Source organism: Pseudomonas sp. QC2 (assembly GCF_002859085.1).
Classification (GTDB): domain Bacteria; phylum Pseudomonadota; class Gammaproteobacteria; order Pseudomonadales; family Pseudomonadaceae; genus Aquipseudomonas; species Aquipseudomonas petroselini.
This window is the reverse complement of the sequence record NZ_PKKS01000002.1, coordinates 1-24,040: the sequence shown is the minus strand read 5'-3', so window position 1 is coordinate 24,040 and position 24,040 is coordinate 1. Positions and strand designations below refer to the sequence as shown.

Below are 24,040 nucleotides of genomic sequence, written 5' to 3'. Positions count from 1 at the left end.
AAATGTGGGAGGGGGCTTGCCCCCTCCCACATTTCGACCGCAGCGCCTTTTAGGATTTGCGTACTCGGGTCAGCTCCGGCAAGCCCACCTTGAGCAGTCGCGCTGTCTTGCCCGCAGCCAGTGCTTCCAGCCCTTCGTACTCGGTCAAACGCGCCATCTGCGCCGCCAGGTTCATCACCAGCGCATCCCGGGCATAGACCCCGCCCTCCAACGAATAAATCGCCGCGATCAACTGACGCAGCTCAAGCGGCAAACGCCAACGTGCGCGCAGTGCCGAGCCGTAGGCAGCGCCAAACGTGTGGAGCGACTCGCCAATCGCTTCGTCATCCAATGCACCACCGCCCTGGCGCCAGTCTTCCAGGCAGCGCAACAGCGCTAAGTCACCCAGCCGATGGAGGATACCGGCGCTGTAGCAGTGCTCATGGTCCAACTCCAACAGGTGTGCCAGACGCCGGGCATAGTCGGCGGTGTCCTGGGACAACTGCCAGTGACGCTCGGCATAGGCGACCAGGGCCGGATCGCCCAACACCACGTTGTGCTTGAGCGCCAGGCCGAGGATAAGATTCATGCTGTGCCCGGGCGCCAGCGTGTGCAGGGCTGCGGGCAGGGTTTGCACGGGCGTGCCGTGATGGCCGGCGCTGTTGGCGGCGGCGATCAGCACGGCGGTAATTTGTGGGTCCATACGCACCCGGTCTTCGAGCTGCTTAAGGTCCAGGCCATCAGGCCCGAGGCTGCGTTGCACCGCGGCTCTCACGTCGACCCGCAACGGCGCACCATCGGACGCCTCGCGGCGACGCTCGAGGAATACCGGCAAGGTCATGCCGGGCGCCAGCGGCGGAATCTCGCAGTACACCGTTTCGCCTTCATTGAGCAGCAGGTCTTGCAGACGCTGCGTCAGGCCTTCCATGTTCAGGGGTTTGGTCAAATACGCCGTGGGCGCCAAAGGCAAGGCTTCGCGTACGCTGGCGCTGTCGTTGCGACTGCTCAGCAGAATGAACGGCAGCGCGGGTGAGCGGCGTTTCTGGCGCACGTTGCGCAACAGGCTCAGCCCATCGATGCCCGGCAGCTCCCAATCCGCCAGGATCAGGTCGTAGGGCTTTTCGCGCAACAGCGTGGCCGCTTGTTGCCCGTCGGCACACACATCCAGCCGCGCATCGCAGCGCACATTCAACAGCACTTGCTTGAGCAGGTCCCGCGACCAGGGGTCTGCTTCGGCAATCAGTACGCGCGGTACAGCGGGTAAATCAACAGCAATCATCCTGCACGCTCCCTCGGCAATGCTGGAACCTTAGACAATGCAGGCGCCTACGTACAATGAACAAGGCCTGAATGCGCAGTGATCGGCATAAAAAAACCCGCCGAAGCGGGTTTTTTGTGTCAATCAGCTCAGCCTCCGCTTACAGCTCGGAGAAGCATTCTTCGATGATCGCCAGGCCCTTGTCCAACTGCTCGTCCGGCGAGGTCAGCGGGACCAGTACGCGCAACACGTTGCCGTAGGTGCCGCAGGACAGCAGGATCAGACCCTTGTCACGCGCCTTGGCCACCACGGAGGCAACGGCAGCGGCGTTCGGCTTGTGGCTGTCGCCATCTTCAAACAGTTCGACCGCGATCATCGCGCCCAATGCACGTACTTCGCCGATCACCGGGTATTTAGCCTGGATAGCTTTAAGGCCAGTCACCAGGCGCTCACCGACAGCTTTGCAGCGGTCCAGCAGGTGCTCTTCTTCGAATACTTCCATCACCGCCAGCGCAGCGGCGCAAGCAATCGGGCTACCGGCATAGGTTCCGCCGAGGCCGCCGGGTGCAATGGCGTCCATGTATTCGGCTTTGCCGCACACACCGGCCAGCGGGAAGCCACCAGCGATGGATTTGGCGAAGGTGGTCAGGTCGGCGGCAACGCCCATCTGTTCCATGGCGAAGAACGTACCGGTACGGCCGGCACCGGTTTGCACTTCATCAGCGATCAGCAGTATGCCGTGCTTGTCGCACAGCTCGCGCAGGCGCTTCATGAAGGATTTTGGCGCAACGTAGAAGCCGCCTTCGCCCTGTACCGGCTCGATGATGATGGCAGCGATATCACGCGGCTCGGCATCGTTTTTGAAGATGCGTTCGATGCTTGCGATGGCGTCATCGTCGCTGACACCGTGCAATTCGTTCGGGAACAGCGCGCGGAATACGCCACCCGGCATCAGACCCATGCCAGCCGAGTACGGCACGACTTTGCCGGTAAGGCCCAGTGTCATCATGGTGCGGCCGTGGTAGGCACCGGTGAAGGCGATCACGCCGGCACGGCCAGTGGCGGCACGGGCGATTTTCACGGCGTTTTCGACGGCTTCGGAACCGGTGGTGACCAGCAGGGTTTTCTTGGCGAAATCACCTGGGACCTTGGCGTTGATTTTTTCGCACAATTCCACATAAGGCTCATAGGCCAGTACCTGGAAGCAGGTGTGGGTCAGCTTGTTCAGTTGCTCGGTCACGGCGGCAATGATTTTCGGGTGCACGTGGCCGGTGTTCAGCACGGCGATACCGCCGGCGAAGTCGATGAACTCGCGACCTTCAACGTCGGTCACGGTGGCGTTCTTCGCGGATTCAGCGAAGATCGGGTGAATCTGGCCAACACCGCGGGGTACAGCGGCTTCGCGGCGTTTCATCAGGGATGCGTTGGTCTTGCTCATAAAGTCCTCATTCGCCACTCATCGGGTGGCGTGGTCCAAGGAATACGTGGCGGGGAGGCAACTACGGCAGCATGCGATGATCGACTGCCACAGCTTTCCCGGCCACTACGAATAACGGTGTGAAACACGCAAAGGGTCAGCGCTCTCGTGCCCTCTGCGTTTACGGCAATGCCTTGCCGGGCGGGTTAGATGCCCAGGCAGAGGTATTTGATTTCCAGGTAATCCTCGATCCCGTACTTGGAACCTTCACGGCCCAGGCCCGAGGCCTTGATGCCGCCGAACGGCGCGACTTCGTTGGAGATCAACCCGGTGTTGACGCCGACCATGCCGTATTCCAAGGCTTCAGCCACGCGGAACACACGGCCCAGGTCGCGGGCATAGAAGTAGGAAGCCAGGCCGAACTCGGTGTCGTTGGACATCGCGATCACTTCAGCTTCATCTTTGAAACGGAACAGCGGCGCCAGTGGGCCGAAGGTTTCTTCCTTCGCGACGGCGGCGTTTTTCGGCACGTCGACCAGGATAGTCGGCTCGAAGAAGTTGCCTTCCATCACCTTGCCACCGGCCAACAGCTTGGCGCCTTTGCTCAGGGCATCGGCGATGTGTTCCTGGACCTTGGCCACAGCTTTTTCGTCGATCAACGGGCCCGTGGTGGTGCCTTCTTCCAGACCGTTGCCGATCTTCAACTTGGCCACCGCCACTTTGAGTTTTTCCGCGAACGCGTCGTACACCGAATCCTGGATGTACAGGCGGTTGGCACAGACGCAGGTCTGGCCGTTATTGCGGTACTTGGAGATGATCGCGCCTTCGACGGCCTTATCCAGGTCGGCGTCGTCGAACACGATGAACGGCGCGTTGCCGCCCAGTTCCAAGGAGACTTTCTTGATGTCCTTGGCGCATTCGGCCATGAGCTGGCGACCGATTTCGGTCGAGCCGGTGAAGGACAATTTGCGCACAATCGGGTTGCTGGTCAGCTCGCCACCGATGTCGCCGGCGCTGCCGGTCACCACACTCAGCACGCCTTTCGGGATGCCAGCACGGTGTGCCAGCTCAACCAGGGCCAAGGCTGAGAACGGGGTTTGAGAAGCAGGCTTGATCACCATGGTGCACCCGGCGGCCAGCGCCGGGCCGGCTTTACGGGTGATCATCGCGGCCGGGAAGTTCCACGGGGTGATCGCAGCGGTCACACCGATCGGCTGCTTGATCACGATCAGGCGCTTGTCCGGCTGGTGGCCAGGAATCACGTCACCGTAGATGCGCTTGGCTTCTTCGGCGAACCACTCGATGAAGGACGCGGCATAGACGATCTCGCCCTTGGCTTCGGCCAGCGGTTTGCCTTGCTCGAGAGTCATCAGGCGACCGAGGTCTTCCTGGTTTTCGATCAGCAGCTCAAACCAACGGCGCAGCTTATTGGCGCGCTCCTTGGCGGTCAGTGCCCGCCAGGCCGGCAGGGCCTTATCGGCAGCTTCGATGGCACGGCGGGTTTCGGCGGCCCCCATCTTCGGCACGGTGCCGAGAATCTCACCGGTGGCAGGGTTGTTGACCTTGATGGTCTGACCATTGTCCGCATCGACCCAAGCGCCATCGATAAAGGCTTGTTGGCGGAACAACTGGGAATCTTTGAGCTGCATGTCGGCTTTCCTTAACAGCACCGCGCGCACGCGGAGCGAATTAGAGTTGTTGAAAGGCGCCTTGTGGGCTGCCGTCAGGGAAATCAGCCTCTGCGCGCGGAAGAAGTGAAAGAGCGCACGGGAGACAGAGCGTTTGAAATCTCAAACGAATCCTAGGATCAATGGGGGTACAGGGCAATAGTCTGTTCGAAAAAAAGAACGAAAACGGCGCATTTATCCGATTTTTCTGATCAGCGTATTTCTGCCAGGTTTCACTGCAATGATCGGCGCCTCCCGACTTAGGGCCTTATGCGGCAGATTCCTACGCTTGAAGGCTCAAAGACCAGCATGGACGCCCAAGGTCGACATGGGTATGATGTCGCCCGCACAAGCATCCGTAGCTCAGCTGGATAGAGTACTGCCCTCCGAAGGCAGGGGTCGTGGGTTCGAATCCCGCCGGGTGCACCAGATATGACGAAAAAGCCCCAGGTCAAAAGGCCTGGGGCTTTTTTGTGGGCGACATTCAATGTTTCTGCAATGCCTCCAACCGCGCCGGCAAGTCTTCCTCAGGAAAGCGCTCGTGCAACGCCAACAGCTTCTCATCCGCCGCTCTGGTTTCCCCAGCCTCACGCAGCCTCACAATCTCCTGCAACCCCTCCTCCAACCCCGGCACCGCCACCGGCGCGCGTTTGCTGAGTTTGGCGGGCGACTCATCCGCCATCGAGCCCATGACTTGCGCGCTCTCGGCCTTGGGGGCGACGGCCAGTCGTGCCACGGGCGCAGGGGCGGACATCGGGGGCGGAGCAGGACGCGCGGCTTCCTCATGAAGGGCGGAGAAGGTCGCCGTGGAGATGTCGGGGTGCGGCACGGGCTCGCGTAGGACCACGCCGATCATCAGCGCTAAGCCTGCGACGGTGGCGAACGCCATCTGCCAGCGTGGCCGTTGGCAGGCTTGCAGCCAGCGTTGCCACAGGCTCGGCTGCGGCGCCGGGGCTTCGCGGCGGGCGGTGGCGAGGATGAAGGCGTCGAGGGACGCGGGCGGCTCGCCGGTGCTGTGTTGACGCATGTGCTGGAGCAGCACGTCGTCGGGGTCCGGGGTGTGTCGGGGGTCGGTCATGCGGGTATCTCCTCGGCCAGCAGGCGACGCAGTTTCTGCTGGGCGTAACGCAGGCGGCTTTTGACGGTTTCCAGCGGGGCGCCGGTGAGGGCGGCGATTTGCGGCACTTCGAGGTCACCGTGCAGGCGCAGCAGGAAAACTTCGCGCTGGTCTTCGGGCAGGTCTTGCAGCGCGGCGTCGAGGCGGGCCTGGTCGCGGCTCAGGCTCAGTTGCTGCTCGGGGCCGGCGCTGTCGTCGGCCTGGGCGTGCAGTTGCTCGTCGTAGCTGTCGTGCAGGGGGTTGTGGATGCCGTGCTTGCGCCAGTGGTCGATCAGGCGGTTGCGGGCGATCTGGAACAGCCATGTGCGAAAGCTCGCCCGGCCTTGTGGCTGGGTGGCGCTGCGGATCAGGCTGAGCCAGGTTTCCTGGTAGATTTCCTCGGCCAGTTCGGCCTTGTTGCTCAGGGACACAAGGAATCGGTACAGACCCTGGCGATGGCGCGCGTACAAGGCTTCGAACGCGGCGCTGTCGCCGGTTCGGTAGCGGGCCAGCAGCGCTTCGTCGCTGGGTGGATCGTCTGGAACGGCCATGTAATGGGCGAACTCCTTTTGTAAATGTGGGAGGGGGCTTGCCCCCTCCCACATTTCGACCAGTGTTGCATTCAAGATCAGGGTTTGAGGCTTTGGGCCAATTCCACCAGTTGCACGAACTCATTACGCAGGCCGAACGGGTCATTGCCTCGGGCCGAGCGAGCCAGTGCGGCAGTGTCCTGCAGGCTCATGCTGCCAGTGTAGCGGCCATCGCCCTTGAGCTGTTGTGCAAAGGCTGCCACTGCCGCCGCGAAGCGCAGGTCGTCGCTCGCTTGGGTGGATTTATTGCGGATGGGGCGCTCGATTAACTGACTGTCACCCCCCGCCGCCGACTTGTAGCGCACGCGCAGCATCGCCAGCTCACCCGATTTATCCTCAGCTGCAGGCGCAGCAGCGTAGCGCAAAGGCTCCGACCAGCCCTTCTCGCCCTTGGGCACAATTTCATACAACGCAGTGACCGTATGCCCTGCGCCAATTTCACCGGCGTCGACTTTGTCGTTATTGAAATCCTCGCGTTTCAAGGCGCGGTTTTCATAGCCCAGCAGGCGATATTCACTGACCTGCGCCGGGTTGAATTCCACCTGCAGCTTCACATCGCGCGCCACCACCGCCAGGGTCGAGCTGAGTTGGTCCACCAGCACTTTGCGCGCTTCGCGCAGGTTGTCGATGTAGGCGTAATTGCCGTCGCCGGCGTCGGCCAGTTGTTCCATCAGGTGTTCGTTGTAGTTATCCACACCGAAACCCAGGGTGGTGAGGGACACACCGCTTTTGCGCTGCTCTACCGCCATCTGTTTGAGGCTGTCGAAATCACTGATGCCCACGTTGAAATCACCGTCGGTCGCCAGCAGGATGCGGTTGATGCCGTTGTCGATAAAGCCTTCGCGGGCCATCTGGTAGGCCAGTTCGATGCCGGAGGCGCCCGCCGTGGAGCCGCCTGCGGTAAGTTGGTCAATGGCGTTACGGATCTTCACCTTGTCTCGACCGGAAGTCGGTTTGAGCACTATCCGGGACTCACCGGCATAGACCACCAGCGAAACACGGTCCTGCTCGCGCAACTGATCCACCAGCAATTTCAGCGTGCTTTTCACCAGCGGCAAGCCTTCGCGACGGTCCATGGAGCCGGACACGTCCACCAGGAACACCAGGTTGGCCGGCGCCAACTCCGCCACGGGGCGGTCGGACGCCTTGATGCCGATGCGCAGCAGTTGGGTGCGCGGGTTCCACGGTGTGGCGGCCACTTCGGTGGTCACGCCAAAGGGCGAGCCGTCGGTGGGCAACGCGTAGTGGTAGGGGAAATAGTTGACCATTTCCTCGAGTCGCACAGCGCCTTCGGGCGGCAGGCGGCCTTGGTTGAGGAAGCGTCTGACGTTGGCGTAGCTGCCCGTGTCGACATCAACACTGAAGGTTGAAACCGGCGTTTCGGCCACGCGATGCACCGGGTTGTCCGGCAGGTTGGCGTATTGCTCGCGGGGTTCGCTGCGGTAGTCCATCGCGGCGGACTCCTGCATACGCATCGGTGCAGGCATTGCCATGCGTTTCACCAAAGCGCCCTGGGCCGGCGCGCTTTGCAATTCGGCGACGGGCTCGGCCGGTTTGGCCAACTCAGGGGATGAGGACAGCCCACAACCGGCCAACGCCACCACCATGGTGACGGCAAAGCCTTGGGCGGCAGGACGCAGGAAAAACAGAGGGTGGGACATGGGCTGAACCTCGTGAATGAATGATCCGTTCACAAGGTCAGACGCAAGGTGCGGGATGTTCGGGTTAACCCTGATTCAAATAACACCACAGTCCAACTGTGGTGCTCTCAGAATCCGGATATCAGTCCGTGCCGTACTTGGGATTACGCGGGCCGTACAGGATCCCCGCACGCTGCCCCGGCGACAGCAGGCGCGCGCTGGTGATACCGGCGATCGGATGCGCCGCATCGGTGGAGCTGTTGATCACTTGCTTGACCGCCGCAGTGATCAGCATGCCGACGAGGCCACCGCCGTTGTTGTTGCCTTCCTCGCTGGACGCATGCGCCGAGCCGGTCCACAGGGTGGTGCCGGTGCGCAGGTCGACCAGTTTGGCCGAGGCCGTCACGGAGGTGTCGCTGGAGATCAGCATGTACTTGGTGCCGTAATTGGTAACGGTGATGTACAACGCCGAATCCGCGCCAAAGATGTCATGCAGCTTGGCCGGTGGCACCGCCTGGATATCGTTGGCAGTGGTCAGGCCGTTCTGGCGGAAGGTTTCGTCCACCAGGGCAATCGGCAACACGTAGTAGCCGGCTTCCGCCAACGGGTAGGTCACTTGCGAGACCATGCTGTAGGAGGCCTGCACTTCCGGCGACTCATTGATCGGCGGCAGTACCAGGATCGACTTCGGTCGCGCCTGTTTGTATGCCGTGTAGTCAATGGTCTTGGGGGCTGCGCAACCGCCGAGCAGGGCCAGGGCCAGCAAGGCGCCAGTGAGTTTCAACAGGCTCATTTAGTGGCGACTCCGGTCTTGGCGTTTTTCAGCAGAAAATCCATGTAGGCGGCGGACTCAGGGAACAGTGCCTTCTCGGTGCGGAACTCCTGCACCATCTGGTCATCCTTGCCCATGCTCAGGTAGAGCATGCCCAGGTGCGCGTGGTAGCCCGGTGGGGCCTTGCGGCCGCTGGCGTTGATCTTCTGCAGATCCCGCTCCAGCGCCTCGACCTGCGCTTCCTTGGGCTCGCCCTTGAAGTACTCGTAAACCTGCGGCTGGTAGCTTTCCCATTGATACAGGGGTTGGGGCGCCGTCTGGCACCCGGCGACCGTTGCGACTGCTGTCAACATCAGCGCCAACTTAACTGCCTTGCTCATCCGTGTACTGCTCCTTGAGGTGTTGCTGATCAGTTGCGCGGGTTCCAGGCGCCGGCGTTGATGCCGTCGACGAGGCGGTTGATGGCTTCGCGCATGGCCAGGTCGAGGACCTTGCCATTGAGGGTGGAGTCATAGCTGGCGGTGCCGCCGAAGCCGACCACTTCACGGTTGGACAGCGCGTACTCACCGGCGCCCTGGGTGGAATACACCACTTCGGAGGTGCTGATGTTGACGATATTCAGTGCGACTTTGGCGTAGGCGACTTGGGTCTTGCCACGGCCAAGGATGCCGAACAGCTGGCGGTCACCGGTCTCTTTGCGGCCGAACTCGGTCACATCGCCGGTCACCACATAGTCAGCGCCTTTGAGCTTCTGCACGGTGCCTTTGATCGCGGCTTCCTGGGAGATTTCGCCCATGTTGTCGCGGTCCAGCACGCTGAAGCGGTTGGTCTGCTGCAAGTGGGTGATCAAGATGGTCTTGGCCTGGCCGCCGAGGCGGTCAACGCCGTCGGAGAAGATGCCGCGCATGTAGCTGGAGCGGTTATCGAACTTGCCCACGGCGATTGGCACACGTACGCCGGAATAGGCGACGTGGGCGCTGGCGACTTGTTCCACCGGCATGGCGCGGTTGCTCTCCGTGGCGCAACCGGCCACGGTCAGCAGCGCTGCGGCGGTGAGGCCGGACAGCAGGATTTTGGACAGTGTGTTCACAGGGTGCTCCTGGGTGATAAATCGGCAGTTGGAGTGAGTAGGGTTAACGAGAAGGAATGGCGCGCAGGTCATCGACAATGTCGCGACTCAAAACGCCGGTATAAAAACGCTCGACGCTGGAGTTACCGGAGTTGGTGATGATCCCGCCCATGGTTTTCCATTTTTGCGCTTCACCCATCACGCCGGAAGGCACAAGGTTGTTTCGCGTCTTGGCAAAATGCAGGACCTCGCCAGCCCCCTTTTTGACCTTGACCCGATAGCTGAAATCGACAGCGGCCAGAATGGTGTTGTCATCCACGATCAACGTCGAGAGGCCGCCTTTGGAGTCGGGGATATGGCGCGTATAGACGATGCTGACATCCAGCAGGTAATCGGCCTTTTCCTTGCTGGTCGCATAACGCTTGGCGCTGAGCAGGCGGTCGACCAGATCGACGCCCAGTTGCTGGCGAACCTTGTCATCCGGCAAGAAACGCTCGTTCTTGCCCACCACCTCAACATCAAACGTGTCGAGCCAGTAAGTGGCGTTCTTGGGAATCGTGACCGGCGCCGGCGAGATGTAGTACTCCGGCTTGGAGGCGCAGCCCGCCAGTAGGCAGACGCAGAGGAAGACGGCAAACGCGCGCATGTCTGAATTCATCCCTGAAAAGTATCGTGCTTTAAACAATCGCGGCATTTTACGGGGTTGAGAGCGCTTCTCAAGATGTTTCGTCGGATGCCGTGCGGTGGCGCACATTCCCTCAAGTTATGCGAATACGGGTCGAAACAGTAACTTCGCTTGCTCACTTATAGGGATATTGCGTGCTTAACACTCTGCTCCGGGCTACAGCCCTGGCCGCCGCGCTGTCAATGACCGGCTGCGTTTCCTACACCGTCACCGGCCCCATCGCCGCCCCGCTCCACCCGGTCGCTGTCAGCAGCCCGCGTAGCGCGCAAATCGCCGATGTGACGGTGAGCGCCGCCGACGTCAATGAAGCCAACAAGGCCGCCATCAGCAGCTCCCTGACTGCACAGATCACCCAATACGTGCGCACCGGGGGTTACTTCAAGCAGGTCACCGAGTATCCGGTACGCCTGGGCGAGCAGGACGTGACGCTCAAATTCAACATGACCGCCCTCAAGGGCCATCGCGCGCCGCATCCGGCGTACGTGCCTGGCGCGCTGCTGACGCTGACTCTCTGGATTTGGGTCAACGGCCCGATCTACGTAGACAGCTTCGAGGTGGCCGGCGACCTGGTGATCGTCGACCGCAACGGCAAGGAGCTGGCCCAGGCCAAGGATTCGATCAAATTCGAACACAACGTCGGGCTTTACAGCGGCCAATATTGGGCTCCGTCGATGGGCGGCCAACAGCTGACCAAACTGGTCGGGCAACTGCTCGACACCGCCACCGCCAACCTGGCCAAACTGTAATTTCAAGGAGTGATGCATGAAAGGATTGATCAAACACAGCCTGGTACTCGCCGCTGTCCTGCTGACCGGCTGCGTGTCTTACTCGCAGCACGAATTGCCCGCCGTACAGACCTGGCCACCGACCGCCAACGCCCCGGCGCAAAAGCCTACGGCGTACGTGCGCACCACGGCGCAGAACCACGTCAACGGCGGCCCGGGCAACGCAGCAGTCGGCGCGCCGGTGGTGCTGTGGGAAAAGGCTGTAGCCGATTCTTATCGCGACTCCCAGCGTTTTTCGCGGGTGAGCACCGATAAGGTCGACTCGGACATCTACGTCGACGCGACGCTGCACAACAACGAAGAGTACAGCCCGGTCTCGGCATTCCTCACCGGCTTCACGTTCTTCGTCATCCCGACCACGGCAAAGAACATCTTTACCCTGGAGACGGTGTTCAAGGACAAGGATGGCAAGGAACTGGGCCGCGTCAGAAAGAGCGAATCGGTGCGCACGTGGGTGCACCTGGTGCTGATCGTGGGCATCCCGTTCCAGAGCGATACGCGGGAAGTGGTCGAGGCGCTGACGCGCAGTACGCTGGATGAGGCGGTGCAGCGCAAGTTGCTGTAACCCCGCCCCCTGTAGGAGCGAGCTTGCTCGCGAAAAACCAGAGAACACCGCAGGCATTCAGCATGCCCGCGGTATCGTTGCCGGCCTCAGCTCACTTGATCAGGTCAGGTCGAGTGGTCTTGAGCATCGCTGCGCTCACCGCCCCCTGAACCGAGCAGGTGATCATGCCTTTGCTGGGCTTGGCCAGGTCACTCGGTGCGGGCTCGACCATCAAGATGCGTTCGGCCGTATCGGTGACCAGCTTGCCTGCGTTGTCATCGCCGCCCTCCGGTACCCAGGCTGATTGCTTGTGCGACCAGATCTGCGCACGCGCGAAGATACCGTTGGCTTTCTCCAACGCCGTACCCGGTACTTTACTCAGCTGTGCGTAAAGCGCGTCGGGCGCCTGCTCGGTGTAGAAACCCCAGTTGATGATGCGCGAGCCCATCAGGTCTTGGTCTTCGGCGAAAAAGCCGGTCAAGGTCACACCGTCAAGCGTCAGAGGCGTGTTGAACATCCAGCGCTGGCCCATATCGGATTTTGTGCCGCCGCTGAGCGTGATCTTGCCGTTCTCCACCTTATGGGTGACACGGTCCTTGAGCCCTGGCTGGCTTACCACCGCCAGGGAGTTCTGGTCGCAGGCGAGAAAACTTTGCAGGGCTGGCGCTGCGGCGAAGCTGCTGGTGCAGGTCGCCAGTGCAGTGAGTGAGATAAACAGACGATACAGTTTCATTGACAGCTTCCTTGGGTCCAAATAATGGGTGGATGGGAGCGAGTTTGCTTCTGCAGTAACGGGATAAATCGGTTAACACGCATACAGGGCTTTGAGCATCATGCCGTTGGCATCAACTCACGGTGTTTGAACGGGCGCAGATTTGCTCCCACCCTTTCTCAATCGTGCCCGTGTACTTACCGCACGACGCGCCCCTTTCGCCGGCGAAGGCCGATTCAGATTTTTGATGCGTCTGGGCATCGCCAGTGTGTCGGCAGTGGATGGCATTGAATGAGGCACTGTGCCACCACCCTGATGCCTTGCGCGGTTTTGGGTGAGGGGCTTATAGTCCGGCCGTCGTCCAACAGGGCGATCGGATTTGGCGATCCGTTGACCGTATGCGAAAGCTTTCTGCTTGCTTGCAGGTGCTTTCGTACCCGCATCGCTGCTTTATGGCAGCTGTGCGCGGGAGACCTTCGGGTCTGCCGGAACTCGGTCCCGGTTCGCCAACCTGCGTACAGCTGTCACCCATTCGTTTGGCGACGATAGGTGACAGTCTCACTCTACTGACCGAGGTTTTACCTATGAACCGCTACATGCCCCTAACCGGCCACGACTGCACCGTCCCCGCCCTGCTCATCGACACCCAAGCCCCCCTCGACGTCCTCCACGACGCCGCCGTGCACCGCATCCAAGCCGTCACCCAACTCCTGGAAAACCTGGCCTTCCGCGATCAGCTCAGCAGCGACGCAGTAGTGCTGCAGGACTTCGCCCATCTGCTGGCGATTCCGCTGCGCGACGGCTGTGATTTGTTGGATGCGATCAGTCGCAGGCTGAACGCCAGCCCGTCCTGACTCAGACCGGGCGGCCGTTCAGGCCGCCCTGCTCAGGTATTGATGACAATCGTCTTGGCCAACATATCGCCCAAGCGACGACGCAGGCCGAACAATACAAAAGACCGTCCAGCACACTGAACAGCAGCTTCGGGGAAATAGTGGTCAGACCAACCATTAATGTAACCGTGTTCTGCCCGGCAGGCTGTTGTGCCTATGCCGGCGCGCTGTAAGAAACATCTCCCGAGTCGCGCCAAACTCCATTCGCAAAGCTCACTGGTCGCTGTGGGTAACAAACCAACAGCCCTTCGACGAACTGACAAAAGGACAAGTCAAGTCGCGTTATCCAACGCATATTGTCGATTTCCAACAATCGCCAGTTGTCTCCGCTGTCGAAACCGAAAGCAGTCCCGACGCTATCCCAGCCGAACAGCCACACCTCGCCCTTCGCGCACGCTTCATAGGGCCCGTCTTTATAAATTCCATCATCACCGAAGTAGTCAGCCTTAGCAGAAAGCAGCATCGGTTGAATCGTCAAAAGCGGCAGCGCGCAGTCGTCCTCCTTGATTTCACCGTGCCCCCGCTCCTGCATAAAAGCAAAGTACTCGTCGGGCGCCGCCGGCCACTGCTGCCGTATCACACTTATTTCACCTGAAGAAACAGGCGTCAGCCGCTCTAATAGCGCACATCCCAGCGCATTAAAGACTTCTAATTTTTCGTACATGTTCACCATAACCTCGGGGTTACTGCGGAAACGCTTTCAGCTACCCGCTTGAGTGCTCGTTATTGCTCCGCACGCCAATCGACGTAACCTTTCACCTCAATCAATTGATTAAGGATGAAGCTTGAGAAGTGATCGGCCAGTACCCTCACCTAAGAAATAGGGGTCAAAAAAGAAATAGGGGTCAGACCACCATTAATTTAACCGTGGTCTGACCCCTATTTTTTCCATTTTTTCATGTCTGAATTCGTCCCTGAAAAGTATCGTGCTTTAAACAATCGCGGCATTTTACGGAGTTGAAAGGCGTTCTCAGGCTGTTTTGACGCCCCGGCGGCTCCGTTTTACTGGCGCTTGCGTGCAAGCCTCTGGCGAAATCTCCTAAGGCTTTGTCAGGAAAACAAAAACGACAGTGGCCATTAGCCTTTACGTAATAAATAAAAAGCGAGGTCCCAGGTTTGGGCAACCGATACTGAATCGTTCATAACGTGCTTATCCCCGGCCATTGTCATAAATATCCGCCAGGCCGCGCACGCTCGTCAGGTTGCCGGTCTGGATCACGATGGTCTTGGCGAACATGTCGCCCAAGCGCGTCCTGGATTCCATAAAGATCCACACCCAATCGATGACCACCAGCGCGCCGGAATTACGCGTGAACGACTGGGAAACGCTGCAGCCTTTACGGGTCTTGCGGTCGACGGTGGCAATGCTCAGCAGGCGCTTGCCCAGGCTCTGGCCGTTGGGGAGCGCATCAGCCAGCAGGAAGTAGGCGAAGGCCGCAAAAAACGCGGAAAGAAAACCCGCCTTGGGCGTCACCGCAGGAACGTAGGCAGACAGCGCCCCGGCGGCGAATTTGAGGATGAAAAAAATCAGCACGGCGATGACGCAGTCGATGAGGCGCGCGGCCAGGCGGCGACCGATGCTGGCCAAAATGGTCGGGCGTTTAGCAGTGTTGCTTGCGTCCATGCGGTGTTGCTCCAGCTTTAAGAAGGAAAATTGGTATCGACAAAGTTTCTGGCAAAGTCTTCGGCGTTAATTGACACACCGGCCTGCGTGAATTTTGCCGAATTTGTGCGCCACACGGCTCGGATTTTTTCCTCCAAGGAGGTCGGAAACTCCATCTGAGAGGCGACGACATCAGACCAACAGCCCTGCGTCCCATACAGCTCGTGCAACTTGGGTTCGAGTGCCGTCAAATCGGCGCGTTGCTGGTCGGACAGCGCACCAATGGCCGACAGGACGTAGCATTCAAGAAGACGGAGAAAGGGCTTTCCTGCATATCGATTCATCATCAAAAACGCTCAACGAACATTGAACAATCAAAAGGACCAAACTGACTGCCTATCCAAGCCCAGCCAGCTTCAAGGCGTTTGCGGCTGCTTTGAATCAGCGCAAATTTGCTCCCACCCTTTTTCAATCACACCCGTGTACTTGCCACACGATGCCCCTTTTAACTGAGCCTCCATGAAATCGCGTTCCGGCTCGACCCACAGCAGGCCAACCAGATAGGCCGCAACCGCCGCAAGCATCAGCAGCGCCACTGTCCGAGTCAACATAAACCGGAGCGTGGCTGCGGCAGTGCGAGACCGTTCAAACACAAACGCAAACAACAGGCCAATGCCGCACCACACAAAAGCGCCTGCCGCTACGCCCAGCACTGACGAGCTGCGATCGAGGTAAAGCCAGGCCAATATGAATACGCTGGCGCTGCAGCACATCACCAGCAGGCACAGCCACTGCACAATCCGACACGCCCCACTCGAAAGGCTCATGGGAACGTCGTCCCGATACGCGCGCGCTCATTTGAGAACCAGATGCCCGTCACCTTGCCCACCACGTCCTCAACCGCGACCTGGCCCATGAAGCGGCTGTCGTTGCTGCTCCAGCGGTTGTCGCCCAGCAAAAATAGGTGCCCTGGCTCGACCATGACCGGTGCCATTGCAAGGGATTCAGGCCCTTTTACGCGGTCGGCTGGCGCGTGAAACAACCCGAGGTTTTCGCCGTTGTGGATCAGTTCACCGTTCACCAGGGCTAACGTGTCTCCAGCAACACCCGCCACTCGCTTGACCGCTTCAGTGCCATTCCAGCGGTACACCACGATATCCCCCACCTTGGGCGGACCGGCCCGCAGGTCCGTCAGGATGTAGTCGCCAATGGAAAGCGTCGGCACCATCGATCCGGAAGGGATGTAGTAGTTTTTGAACCCCAGTACGGGTACTCGCAATACATCGAGCATCAGTACCGCAATCACCATCACCCCGACGTAAAGGACGTGGAAACGCTTGCGTGGCACATTGGGCGGTCCATCGTAGCGACGCGCGAGTACGGCGGAAAGGATGGCTGAGCCCAGCTTGACGATGATCAAGAAGGCGAATAGCCCATACAGCCCAATGGGGGTAGCGACCAACCCCAGCGCTCCCAGCAACGCGAAACCGCCGTACAGCAATACGGCGACACAGATACCCCACTTGATACGGTCGACATACACCAGGCCCCAGCCTGCCACCAGGCAGGACATGAGGAACGCCAGGAGCGAGAATTTTGCGGATTTCATTGATCATCCTTGAAGAGGTAAAAAGCATCTATAAAACAAGAAAATCCGAAGTTCAACGAACATTAGACAACCACAAGACAAATCCTAGAATAAAGCCAGCTCCAGCCATCTTGAGATAAAGCGGCACATTCTCCTTTATAAGCACGGCAACGTCCTCGCCACCACTCAACCAATACCCGGCAACCTGAAAGAACACACACATGAACAATAGACCTAACGCACAAGCGCAAGGAAGATAGACTGCGAGCCACCAAGGTTCATTTTTTCTCATTACCGTCTCTATTCTTTCAGAATAAGGAACAGATTTATTGAAATAAATCAATCCTCTCCCTTACAGACCCCGTTTTTCTCCACAATCATTAATCAACTGTAAGCCATTATTCTTTTTTCTAAGAAATCGATAAAATTTTTCGCATATAAACTAGAAGCTTGATTATAAAGATCAAGCCTATAAACAGGATACTCCCCATCATTAAGACCATCGCCCGCTGCAAAATAAAATGACTCCCCTGCACCCGGCGATTCACAGATAAATAGCTTCTCCTTCCCACACAACCCATTTCGACCGTTAACGATTGACATATAAACGATATCACCACCATTGACACTGTCAAAATCCATTTCGTAAATACTATAAATCTCCTCCCCAGCTATTTCCCCGCCAGAATAACACTTCAACCACCATTTATAGCTATCCGAAAATTTTAAGCCAAGACGAGTTTCAGCTTTATAAATCCACTCATCAGCAATCCCGTCACCATAATCAGCAAACTCAACGAAATCCGACTTTTTAATAAGATCAATTATTCTCGAATAATTCACGTCTAAACTCCCCGCTCCGAGCCCGTAACTTCCGACTAAAAAAGGGGACGGATTTATTGAGGCCTGGCGCTGGCCGGCAAGCTATTAAATAAATCTGTCCCCTTTTCTCTGGGTTTCATTGATCGTCCTTGAACAGGTAAAGGTACCCGGCAGTGCACCTGTCGGGGTTTATCGCAGGGGGTCACTACATTCCCCCATTACCGGATATGTAACACTTCACATACGTCCATCGAGTGAGGATCCAATACGCCGCGAATACAAACGTAAGAGGAAAGCCGATCCAGTTGTATACCCAAGGCGAGTCAGTGCGCAGGGCAAGTGAAATCACCGCAGCGATGATCATTGCGAGTAGCAGGCTAACCGCCAGAATCATGGAAAACAGTGAGATCGATAAGAAAAACCCACCGATCCATTTATTTCTTCTCACCGGAAGCCTCCTCGTAAAACGTATACCCTTTATAGAGAAATAGGGGTCAGACCACCATTAATTTAACCGCGATCTGAACCCGATTTCCTTTTTAATAACCCCCAGCATCCAAATCCGCAATGGACAACCAGTAGGCGACAACCGCGTCAAACGCCTTATCGTCGGCGCGCTCCTGCAACGCAACCAGTGCCTGCCGCGCATCGGCAATTGACCAGCCAGTGGAGTTCAAGGTCAGCCATGCGCAGTCAAGGCGTCCCGCCTGCATAAAATCCTCGAACAACGGCTTTTTCTCGCGCTCAGGATCAAACCAAGCGGGCAGTTCCACGCCTTTCGGCACCGGCATGTGCTTATCGACAACCTCAAAATAGCAGCTACTTTTCCACCAATCAGTGGTTGGGTCTGACGGATTCGGGAAGCTTCCGGTGTAAGGGGTTGCGCCGTCAGAAATACTCTCCAGTGGCGTCAACGTCTTGAACGTTTCGACGTTGGCGAGGCCTTTGGGGTCATCACCACTTTTCAACGACTGCGCATCCAATGCGTCCAGGCAATCAAGGCCCACAGCCCTGGCGAACCGCTCAAGTTCGGGCGTTACCCCCTCCTCAAGACTCATCGACATCATCGCGAGCACGCCCATCAGTTGCGCAGGCGTGCGGGCGATCTCTACGGTCATTAGGTCGCTGCCAACGTACATTTTTACGAAGGTGGGTTCACGATCAACAAACCAGTGCTTCCAGTACCCGATATAAGTAGGCCAAGACCCGTCACTCCATATCGGGATCAATGCAGGTGGAAACACATACCACTCGGCAGGAGCTTGCAGTGTGCAAATGGGCGTGTCGATGCTTCCATCGGCGCATGCCACCACCGCGTCGGGTAACCCCAGCGCTTCTAACGCTGTTTTAACGTTCATGCCTTCACCGTTTTGGCGCCAGAGGCGTCGACCACTCGGGGACCTTCATTCTGTGTAATGACGAAATAGGACCAAAGAAGAAATTGGAGGTCGAATTCGCAGCTCATGGATCAGTTGATAAGCCTCGCGCGAAGGTACGGGTACCTGATGGCGAGGGTCAACGATCTGCGTGGGGAATAGGGGTCAACCACCATTAATGTATCCGAGATTTGCCCCCCTATTTCCATAAAATAAATTTGCCTATTGGGCACTAAATAAACCCACTCTTTTTATTTTGTTTCCCTTTTTCAGTCCAGCTCCGTTTCGATCTCTTGTCTTAAAAAGCGCGGAGCCGGTGTAGTTGCATAGCGTTGTGCTATCTCAAACGGGTCGACGATTTTAGTTTTAACACCTGGCTTTGAAAAGCCGCCGACCACGTATCTGGCAAAAGAGGGTGACGACAGATCCTCATCAAGTAGCCAATAGCCACCAAACAGGGAGATCAAGTATTCGCCGATGTAGTAGCCGATACGGGTAACAAACCAAACCCTATCTTCCTCATTGATGTCAGCGCGTTGAAAACCACTGTCCAGCTGGAATAAAAACTTTTTGGGTTCAATCAATACTTCATGCGGCTGATCAAATCCGAGACTTTCACAAAACTTATGCAGCACCGGCAGACGCTCAGATCTGAATGCAGGGAATTCAGCAGCGCGTCGGGCCAGCAGCCTATCGTACGTTTCGCCGGTATTCGCCATTGTCAACCTCAAAAACTATTTATGAATAATTACGTCAATATTGTTCATTCTCAGCAATTTCGAAAGATTTTTTGCCGAAGAAATAGAGGTCAGACCACCATTAATGCAACCGTGGTCTGACCCTTATTTTCCCCTTATTTTCCCTCACGTTTTTCTCCGCTTCAATTTGCGGACGGTACTTATCGTACAAGCACCGTGAAAGTGGGAGCGGATTTATTTAGGCCTGGCGCTGATCGGCAAGTAATTACTAAATAAATCTGTATTCTTTCTCTCCGCTTAAGACAGCAGTTAAAAGACATAACATCCTTTTACGTTAGACGTTTCGTATCTCCATGACTTTATTAGCCGATCCGCGGAGACAAAAACCGAATATCGGCAATCTCTAATCCAAGTTATGTAATACCGACTGCCTCCGCTCTCATCAACAACCTTATCAAACGTCTTGTTCTTATTTACAGGCGACCAATATGAGTCGCCACATCCTCGCGTACAGTCCTTGTAAAGATGGGAGTCAAAATGAGTACCTACCCGGAGATTCATTCCATTTTCCCAATTGGAATGGGAGGGTGCGCACCCCGCCAAGGCAGACAATAATACTGTTAGAAGCCATTTATTAATTTTCACGCTTTTTCTCCTATTCAATTGCTGGGAAATAGGGGTCAGACCCCGATTTTTTCCAATTCCTTATAACAATCATGAGGCGTTATAAGTGCTGAAGGTTCCAGCTGTGCATTTGCTCGGGGGAAATAGGGGAAATAGGGGTCAGACCAGCAATATACATAAGTGCACTAATCGTGGTCTGCCCCCTATTTTCCTCCCCTATTTTCCTACCCCTATTTTCCTTTCTATTTCCCTGACCCCTATTCCCCTCAACTCAGTAAACCATATAAAAAACAAGAAAATTCATCAGACAACTTTCTAATATTCATATCCGATGAGTCCACTTCGACTACAGACCAGTTGTCGTTTGTATCGAAGCCGAAGCATCGGCCCTGCATATCATCTCCGAAAAATCGAATATCCCGAAAAGCGTTAGCAGTACCTGCATCAAAAATCTCTTCAGCCTCTAAAAAGCCGCTGTAAAGCATGATACCTGCATAGTCAATTTCTCCAGCACCAAAGTCTTTTAAGAATGCCAGATAATCTTCGGGAACATTTTGAAAACTGTCTCTTATCGCACGTAAAACTGCATCATCCACAGCGTCTAACCCATCCAATAAATGCTCATCTTTCTTCTCTCGCATCAAAACTTCAAAGTTCTCCATCAGAGCCTCTCTATTTTTTATCTGAGATAATTTCTCGGGAAATAGGGGTCAGACCACTATTCTTCTATTCTTTTAGCTCACACTTCTTGGGCGTCCTGACACCCCCTGCGAAACTCGTTTACCTAATGCCTGCTCAATCTCGGCCGCAAACTTCTGATCGCCCAAAACGTAATTACCGTTTGTAGAAAATCGAATTTGCTCTATCAACTCAGGTGAAAGCCGATCCTTGAATAAAGACCGGTAGGATTCGGCTCGTTGCACGGTGCTGCTACCTAACTCTCTATAGACCGCATGTGGGCTTAAAAAGCTTGATGGCTCGCCCTGTGCATTTGCCCTGTAGCTGGTCCAGCGATAGTCGCCCGGATGAGCAACCATGCCCGCTCTAACCGGATTCATTTCGATATATCGATAGCAAGCTAAAACATAGTTGTCTTTTTGAACCAGACAGGAGCGGAAACGTCCTTCCCACAACGTGCCCGTTCGTTGATAGGTTCGATTGATGTATTGAACGTAGCGCTGCCCAGCCCTTTCATAAGTAGACCAGCCCCTGCGAAGCAGGTGCGGGTCAACAACAAGTGAACGTGATTTGTCATCAAGCACATTGCGTGAATTTTACAGCCATACAATTCAGCAAGCAGGTCTAACTTATCAACGTAAAGAGAAAATAGGGGTCAGACCACCAAGATACATTTTAGCAGTAATCGTGGTCTGACCCCTATTTTCTCCAATTAATTCACACTATAGTAACTGTAAAGATCCGCATCAGGCCAAAGTTCGTCATATACAGTTAATGTGCTTCGCAGGGCCTCGCTACGAGGGTCCTCAGAAGGATTCATCTTTGAAATTACAAATTTTTTAATTTCGGGCCACTGAAGCTCACGCATACAAAATGCCACCACTTCAAAGGGCGAGTCTCCAGACATTAAAATCAATTTAAATCTATCTATAAAATTTTCTTTATAGCCAGGATGTTTTTTTACAAACTCCAAAATCTTTAATAAGGACATCTCGTAGGAAATGTCTAGCTCTTCACCAAAAGCGGCTATAGCCATATCGCAAAGTTTATCAAACTCTTTAATGACGTCATTCATTTCGGCACCCAGGCGCCTTTTCTGGAATTGCTAGAATCTGGCACCCAGACTTTTCTATATACTTCCCTCCCACATCAAGCCCTTTTCGAGAAAAAGCATCTTCTGCTGCGGTTTGAGCAGCCCGACCAGAGGGCTCATAGTGCCCCGATGTATTATCAATATATTTAACTTCGCCGTTCACAATTTTCACTTCTCCCGCAGGGAAATAGGGGTCAGACCACCAATATACATTGGCGCACTAATCGTGGTCTGACCCCTATTTCCCTTTTGCACCTGTTCAACCCTTCAATGCTGGCAAAGACAGCACTTCATCGTACTGTGGCCAATCTTCCCTTGCACGCTTGAGCACACCTTGCATCAACTCGTCCAGCTCAGGCACTGGCTGCTCGGGCGGTAATTGATCAAAGGGCACGGCCAGCAGCGGATGATCAATCTTCTGCGGATTGGCTAAACCTTCCCACTGGCGCAGGCGCAGGATATAGAGAATTTCCACCGGCACGCGCTCCAAGTGCCAGTCCTGATTGAAGTCGTAAGAATTCTTCTGGCTCTCTTTGCCGGTTTGCCAAGTGTGGCGGTCACACGCGGCCAACAGGCAGGGCATCAGGTCGTCGGGGCTGGGAGTGCGCCACTTGGCCAACAAGGCTTCGTAGATGGGTTCGTCGTAAGCATAAGCAGGCCATTGATGCGAGACATCGCCCACCCAATCGGCAAACACACGCAGCATAAAGGCTTGGGCGCGGCGGTGTTGCTCTTCGTACTCAATCACTAATTGATGCCCACGGTTGAGAGCCGCATGGGTGAGATAGCCCTGATGGATGACGGCATCCTTCCATCCTAGGATCGCCATGGCGGCCATCATATTGGTGGCGGTTTGGATGCTGTAGTTTTGGCGGCGTCGATCATTGCCTGCCGCTTTGGCAATAATGTCGAACTGACCCGCCCAGAAGAACAACTGCCAAATTCCTACTTGGTAATAGCGCAGCCAATGGGCCAATTCCAGAAGCCATTGCGGGTTATCTGGTGCGGTTGCCAATACCTTGTGGGCTCGTGTGACGGCCATCCATTCGGAGCTACTACGCGTAACGTTGTCACTATTCGGTACAGGCATTGATGGCTTCGCAAATGCATCGCCGCGCTCAACATATTCACGGATGCCATTCAACTCGTATTCATCTGAGACGTGTGGCCCCTTGGCTATGCGCCCCAGCACACTTTTGAAGGAGGGCCATTTCGGGTTTACGCCCGAGCGCTCGCACTGAATTACTTCTTGGTCCATGGTTCCACCTTAAATTCTGCTACACCTGTTTTACTGGGGGCGGGAACACCGACTTTGACTGTTACACCTTGGAAAAATAGGGGTCAGACCACCAATATACATTAGGGCACTAATCGTGGTCTGCCTCCTATATTCCCCTATTTCACAGGAGGACAATATCGGACTAACCCTATTGCCTACCTCCCTTCTAAAAGTGCTGAAACAACCCTTATACAGAACAGTTTCATTTCAAACTCATCTATAAGATGCTCTCCGCCACCAGGCCGATAAAGCGAAAGCTTTTCCTGCAGCTCATCAAACAGATTTTCAAATTTACCAAAGCCTTCATTTTCTTCAATTTCATCCAGAAGGGTTTCCGCGTCTTTTGCCCATTGAACCGAAATATTAGAACCGCTCACAAATCTATCAAGATGCTCAATCAAATTATTTATCGTCATTTTTTCTTTACCGGATTAACAACCGTAATAATACGATCCCCATCCACAGCAATTTGAGCTTTAGGATATTTAGAGTTCATGAGCGTAACTGAGGTACCACGATCATCTATTTTTATTTTTCTAATTTTATCTGCGGCATCAATAAAATCCTCCACTTCCAGAATGGTCATCGGTTCTCTGCCTTTAGGCGGATTTACCATACGATCCGCAGCATGATAGTTGATTTGCTTACCACCGGGTGTCTTAGCGGTACCAAGCTGGAAATAGAGCTGGAAATAGGGGTCAGACCACTATTCTTCTATTCTTTTAGCTCACACTCCTTGGGCGTCCTGACACCCCCTGCGAAACTCGTTTACCTAATGCCTGCTCAATCTCGGCCGCAAACTTCTGATCGCCCAAAACGTAATTACCGTTTGTAGAAAATCGAATTTGCTCTATCAACTCAGGTGAAAGCCGATCCTTGAATAAAGACCGGTAGGATTCGGCTCGTTGCACGGTGCTGCTACCTAACTCTCTATAGACCGCATGTGGGCTTAAAAAGCTTGATGGCTCGCCCTGTGCATTTGCCCTGTAGCTGGTCCAGCGATAGTCGCCCGGATGAGCAACCATGCCCGCTCTAACCGGATTCATTTCGATATATCGATAGCAAGCTAAAACATAGTTGTCTTTTTGAACCAGACAGGAGCGGAAACGTCCTTCCCACAACGTGCCCGTTCGTTGATAGGTTCGATTGATGTATTGAACGTAGCGCTGCCC

29 protein-coding genes and 1 tRNA gene are annotated in these 24,040 nt (G+C 55.8%); 4 read left to right on the top strand and 26 right to left on the bottom strand.

Annotated features, from left to right (window positions below; translation table 11 throughout):
- Positions 1-49: 49 nt before the first annotated feature.
- From QCBJ_RS00355 to gabD, 3 genes are all read right to left on the bottom strand, one after another.
- Positions 50-1,258, bottom strand: a complete 1,209-nt coding sequence (locus QCBJ_RS00355) for an HDOD domain-containing protein (protein WP_102059902.1) — start codon at positions 1,256-1,258, stop codon at positions 50-52.
- A 139-nt stretch (positions 1,259-1,397) separates the two neighbouring features.
- A complete protein-coding gene (gene gabT / locus QCBJ_RS00350) occupies positions 1,398-2,675 on the bottom strand; it encodes a 4-aminobutyrate--2-oxoglutarate transaminase (protein ID WP_012721619.1) in 1,278 nt (425 codons plus the stop codon).
- Between the two features lie 185 nt (positions 2,676-2,860).
- Positions 2,861-4,303, bottom strand: a complete 1,443-nt coding sequence (gene gabD / locus QCBJ_RS00345; protein WP_012721618.1) for an NADP-dependent succinate-semialdehyde dehydrogenase — start codon at positions 4,301-4,303, stop codon at positions 2,861-2,863.
- A gap of 370 nt (positions 4,304-4,673) precedes the next feature.
- Between gabD and QCBJ_RS00340 the strand changes: the two genes are divergently transcribed.
- Positions 4,674-4,750: transfer RNA gene (locus QCBJ_RS00340), tRNA-Arg, on the top strand.
- 55 nt (positions 4,751-4,805) lie between these two features.
- Here QCBJ_RS00340 and QCBJ_RS00335 read toward each other — a convergent pair.
- From QCBJ_RS00335 to QCBJ_RS00305, 7 genes are all read right to left on the bottom strand, one after another.
- Entirely contained in the window at positions 4,806-5,399 is a 594-nt protein-coding gene (locus QCBJ_RS00335; protein WP_102059901.1) for a hypothetical protein, read from the bottom strand.
- The gene (locus QCBJ_RS00330) at positions 5,396-5,968 is read right to left on the bottom strand and encodes an RNA polymerase sigma factor (protein WP_012721606.1); all 573 of its coding nucleotides are present in this window, start codon (positions 5,966-5,968) and stop codon (positions 5,396-5,398) included. Before QCBJ_RS00330 ends, QCBJ_RS00335 begins: the two co-directional genes overlap by 4 nt.
- Before the next feature lie 77 nt (positions 5,969-6,045).
- A complete protein-coding gene (locus QCBJ_RS00325) occupies positions 6,046-7,668 on the bottom strand; it encodes a VWA domain-containing protein (protein ID WP_102059900.1) in 1,623 nt (540 codons plus the stop codon).
- Positions 7,669-7,789: 121 nt separating this feature from the next.
- Complete coding sequence (locus QCBJ_RS00320) at positions 7,790-8,440, bottom strand: DUF799 domain-containing protein (RefSeq protein ID WP_012721604.1); 651 nt, start codon at positions 8,438-8,440, stop codon at positions 7,790-7,792.
- Positions 8,437-8,799: a DUF4810 domain-containing protein gene (locus QCBJ_RS00315; RefSeq protein ID WP_012721603.1), complete on the bottom strand. Its 363-nt coding sequence runs from the start codon at positions 8,797-8,799 to the stop codon at positions 8,437-8,439. The genes QCBJ_RS00320 and QCBJ_RS00315 overlap by 4 nt, the downstream gene beginning before the upstream one ends.
- Positions 8,800-8,828: 29 nt before the next feature.
- Complete coding sequence (locus tag QCBJ_RS00310; protein ID WP_012721602.1) at positions 8,829-9,509, bottom strand: CsgG/HfaB family protein; 681 nt, start codon at positions 9,507-9,509, stop codon at positions 8,829-8,831.
- Between the two features lie 43 nt (positions 9,510-9,552).
- Complete coding sequence (locus QCBJ_RS00305; RefSeq protein ID WP_102059899.1) at positions 9,553-10,134, bottom strand: hypothetical protein; 582 nt, start codon at positions 10,132-10,134, stop codon at positions 9,553-9,555.
- Between the two features lie 173 nt (positions 10,135-10,307).
- Between QCBJ_RS00305 and QCBJ_RS00300 the strand changes: the two genes are divergently transcribed.
- Positions 10,308-10,919, top strand: a complete 612-nt coding sequence (locus QCBJ_RS00300) for a hypothetical protein (RefSeq protein ID WP_102059898.1) — start codon at positions 10,308-10,310, stop codon at positions 10,917-10,919.
- 16 nt (positions 10,920-10,935) lie between these two features.
- The gene (locus tag QCBJ_RS00295; protein ID WP_102059897.1) at positions 10,936-11,523 is read left to right on the top strand and encodes a hypothetical protein; all 588 of its coding nucleotides are present in this window, start codon (positions 10,936-10,938) and stop codon (positions 11,521-11,523) included.
- A gap of 91 nt (positions 11,524-11,614) precedes the next feature.
- Here the strand turns inward: QCBJ_RS00295 and QCBJ_RS00290 are convergent, their stop codons facing one another.
- A complete protein-coding gene (locus QCBJ_RS00290; protein WP_102059896.1) occupies positions 11,615-12,235 on the bottom strand; it encodes a hypothetical protein in 621 nt (206 codons plus the stop codon).
- Between the two features lie 575 nt (positions 12,236-12,810).
- Here QCBJ_RS00290 and QCBJ_RS00285 point away from each other — a divergent pair.
- On the top strand, positions 12,811-13,068 hold the full coding sequence (locus tag QCBJ_RS00285) for a hypothetical protein (RefSeq protein ID WP_058426360.1): 258 nt from the start codon (positions 12,811-12,813) through the stop codon (positions 13,066-13,068).
- 193 nt (positions 13,069-13,261) lie between these two features.
- Here QCBJ_RS00285 and QCBJ_RS00275 read toward each other — a convergent pair whose 3' ends face one another.
- From QCBJ_RS00275 to QCBJ_RS00190, 15 genes are all read right to left on the bottom strand, one after another.
- A complete protein-coding gene (locus tag QCBJ_RS00275; RefSeq protein WP_145994210.1) occupies positions 13,262-13,771 on the bottom strand; it encodes a hypothetical protein in 510 nt (169 codons plus the stop codon).
- Between the two features lie 486 nt (positions 13,772-14,257).
- The gene (locus QCBJ_RS00265) at positions 14,258-14,731 is read right to left on the bottom strand and encodes an RDD family protein (RefSeq protein WP_102059894.1); all 474 of its coding nucleotides are present in this window, start codon (positions 14,729-14,731) and stop codon (positions 14,258-14,260) included.
- A gap of 17 nt (positions 14,732-14,748) precedes the next feature.
- Positions 14,749-15,057, bottom strand: coding sequence for a hypothetical protein (locus tag QCBJ_RS00260; protein ID WP_102059893.1), 309 nt, complete (start codon positions 15,055-15,057; stop codon positions 14,749-14,751).
- A 69-nt stretch (positions 15,058-15,126) separates the two neighbouring features.
- Complete coding sequence (locus QCBJ_RS00255) at positions 15,127-15,537, bottom strand: hypothetical protein (RefSeq protein WP_256581433.1); 411 nt, start codon at positions 15,535-15,537, stop codon at positions 15,127-15,129.
- Positions 15,534-16,319, bottom strand: a complete 786-nt coding sequence (gene lepB / locus QCBJ_RS00250) for a signal peptidase I (protein WP_102059892.1) — start codon at positions 16,317-16,319, stop codon at positions 15,534-15,536. The genes QCBJ_RS00255 and lepB overlap by 4 nt, the downstream gene beginning before the upstream one ends.
- 363 nt (positions 16,320-16,682) lie before the next feature.
- Positions 16,683-17,141 (bottom strand): SMI1/KNR4 family protein, encoded by a 459-nt coding sequence (locus tag QCBJ_RS00240; protein ID WP_102059890.1) that lies wholly within the window; start codon positions 17,139-17,141, stop codon positions 16,683-16,685.
- A 518-nt stretch (positions 17,142-17,659) separates the two neighbouring features.
- On the bottom strand, positions 17,660-18,478 hold the full coding sequence (locus QCBJ_RS00230) for a hypothetical protein (RefSeq protein ID WP_064052491.1): 819 nt from the start codon (positions 18,476-18,478) through the stop codon (positions 17,660-17,662).
- A 287-nt stretch (positions 18,479-18,765) separates the two neighbouring features.
- The gene (locus tag QCBJ_RS00225; protein WP_102059888.1) at positions 18,766-19,215 is read right to left on the bottom strand and encodes a hypothetical protein; all 450 of its coding nucleotides are present in this window, start codon (positions 19,213-19,215) and stop codon (positions 18,766-18,768) included.
- A gap of 869 nt (positions 19,216-20,084) precedes the next feature.
- Complete coding sequence (locus QCBJ_RS00215; RefSeq protein ID WP_078046318.1) at positions 20,085-20,480, bottom strand: SMI1/KNR4 family protein; 396 nt, start codon at positions 20,478-20,480, stop codon at positions 20,085-20,087.
- 72 nt (positions 20,481-20,552) lie between these two features.
- A complete protein-coding gene (locus QCBJ_RS30605) occupies positions 20,553-21,080 on the bottom strand; it encodes a transposase (RefSeq protein WP_318185834.1) in 528 nt (175 codons plus the stop codon).
- A 128-nt stretch (positions 21,081-21,208) separates the two neighbouring features.
- A complete protein-coding gene (locus QCBJ_RS00205) occupies positions 21,209-21,571 on the bottom strand; it encodes a hypothetical protein (RefSeq protein WP_102059886.1) in 363 nt (120 codons plus the stop codon).
- 277 nt (positions 21,572-21,848) lie between these two features.
- Positions 21,849-22,523 carry a hypothetical protein gene (locus tag QCBJ_RS00200; protein WP_102059885.1) on the bottom strand — a complete coding sequence of 225 codons (675 nt, stop codon included), beginning with the start codon at positions 22,521-22,523 and terminating at the stop codon, positions 21,849-21,851.
- A gap of 500 nt (positions 22,524-23,023) precedes the next feature.
- Entirely contained in the window at positions 23,024-23,284 is a 261-nt protein-coding gene (locus tag QCBJ_RS00195) for a hypothetical protein (RefSeq protein WP_064054623.1), read from the bottom strand.
- A complete protein-coding gene (locus tag QCBJ_RS30120; protein ID WP_158242091.1) occupies positions 23,281-23,454 on the bottom strand; it encodes a hypothetical protein in 174 nt (57 codons plus the stop codon). The genes QCBJ_RS00195 and QCBJ_RS30120 overlap by 4 nt, the downstream gene beginning before the upstream one ends.
- Positions 23,455-23,590: 136 nt before the next feature.
- Positions 23,591-24,040 (bottom strand): transposase (locus QCBJ_RS00190; RefSeq protein ID WP_102059884.1); only part of this gene is annotated, 450 nt, incomplete at its 5' end.

Bases quoted from the DNA above. Each gene is read 5' to 3' on its own strand.
- QCBJ_RS00355 (WP_102059902.1), bottom strand. From the start codon at position 1,258: ATGATTGCTGTTGATTTACCCGCTGTACCGCGCGTACTGATTGCCGAA.
- gabT (WP_012721619.1), bottom strand. From the start codon at position 2,675: ATGAGCAAGACCAACGCATCCCTGATGAAACGCCGCGAAGCCGCTGTA.
- gabD (WP_012721618.1), bottom strand. From the start codon at position 4,303: ATGCAGCTCAAAGATTCCCAGTTGTTCCGCCAACAAGCCTTTATCGAT.
- QCBJ_RS00335 (WP_102059901.1), bottom strand. From the start codon at position 5,399: ATGACCGACCCCCGACACACCCCGGACCCCGACGACGTGCTGCTCCAG.
- QCBJ_RS00330 (WP_012721606.1), bottom strand. From the start codon at position 5,968: ATGGCCGTTCCAGACGATCCACCCAGCGACGAAGCGCTGCTGGCCCGC.
- QCBJ_RS00325 (WP_102059900.1), bottom strand. From the start codon at position 7,668: ATGTCCCACCCTCTGTTTTTCCTGCGTCCTGCCGCCCAAGGCTTTGCC.
- QCBJ_RS00320 (WP_012721604.1), bottom strand. From the start codon at position 8,440: ATGAGCCTGTTGAAACTCACTGGCGCCTTGCTGGCCCTGGCCCTGCTC.
- QCBJ_RS00315 (WP_012721603.1), bottom strand. From the start codon at position 8,799: ATGAGCAAGGCAGTTAAGTTGGCGCTGATGTTGACAGCAGTCGCAACG.
- QCBJ_RS00305 (WP_102059899.1), bottom strand. From the start codon at position 10,134: ATGCGCGCGTTTGCCGTCTTCCTCTGCGTCTGCCTACTGGCGGGCTGC.
- QCBJ_RS00295 (WP_102059897.1), top strand. From the start codon at position 10,936: ATGAAAGGATTGATCAAACACAGCCTGGTACTCGCCGCTGTCCTGCTG.
- QCBJ_RS00290 (WP_102059896.1), bottom strand. From the start codon at position 12,235: ATGAAACTGTATCGTCTGTTTATCTCACTCACTGCACTGGCGACCTGC.
- QCBJ_RS00285 (WP_058426360.1), top strand. From the start codon at position 12,811: ATGCCCCTAACCGGCCACGACTGCACCGTCCCCGCCCTGCTCATCGAC.
- QCBJ_RS00275 (WP_145994210.1), bottom strand. From the start codon at position 13,771: ATGTACGAAAAATTAGAAGTCTTTAATGCGCTGGGATGTGCGCTATTA.
- QCBJ_RS00265 (WP_102059894.1), bottom strand. From the start codon at position 14,731: ATGGACGCAAGCAACACTGCTAAACGCCCGACCATTTTGGCCAGCATC.
- QCBJ_RS00260 (WP_102059893.1), bottom strand. From the start codon at position 15,057: ATGATGAATCGATATGCAGGAAAGCCCTTTCTCCGTCTTCTTGAATGC.
- QCBJ_RS00255 (WP_256581433.1), bottom strand. From the start codon at position 15,537: ATGAGCCTTTCGAGTGGGGCGTGTCGGATTGTGCAGTGGCTGTGCCTG.
- lepB (WP_102059892.1), bottom strand. From the start codon at position 16,319: ATGAAATCCGCAAAATTCTCGCTCCTGGCGTTCCTCATGTCCTGCCTG.
- QCBJ_RS00230 (WP_064052491.1), bottom strand. From the start codon at position 18,478: ATGAACGTTAAAACAGCGTTAGAAGCGCTGGGGTTACCCGACGCGGTG.
- QCBJ_RS00225 (WP_102059888.1), bottom strand. From the start codon at position 19,215: ATGGCGAATACCGGCGAAACGTACGATAGGCTGCTGGCCCGACGCGCT.
- QCBJ_RS00215 (WP_078046318.1), bottom strand. From the start codon at position 20,480: ATGGAGAACTTTGAAGTTTTGATGCGAGAGAAGAAAGATGAGCATTTA.
- QCBJ_RS00205 (WP_102059886.1), bottom strand. From the start codon at position 21,571: ATGAATGACGTCATTAAAGAGTTTGATAAACTTTGCGATATGGCTATA.
- QCBJ_RS00195 (WP_064054623.1), bottom strand. From the start codon at position 23,284: ATGACGATAAATAATTTGATTGAGCATCTTGATAGATTTGTGAGCGGT.
- QCBJ_RS30120 (WP_158242091.1), bottom strand. From the start codon at position 23,454: ATGACCATTCTGGAAGTGGAGGATTTTATTGATGCCGCAGATAAAATT.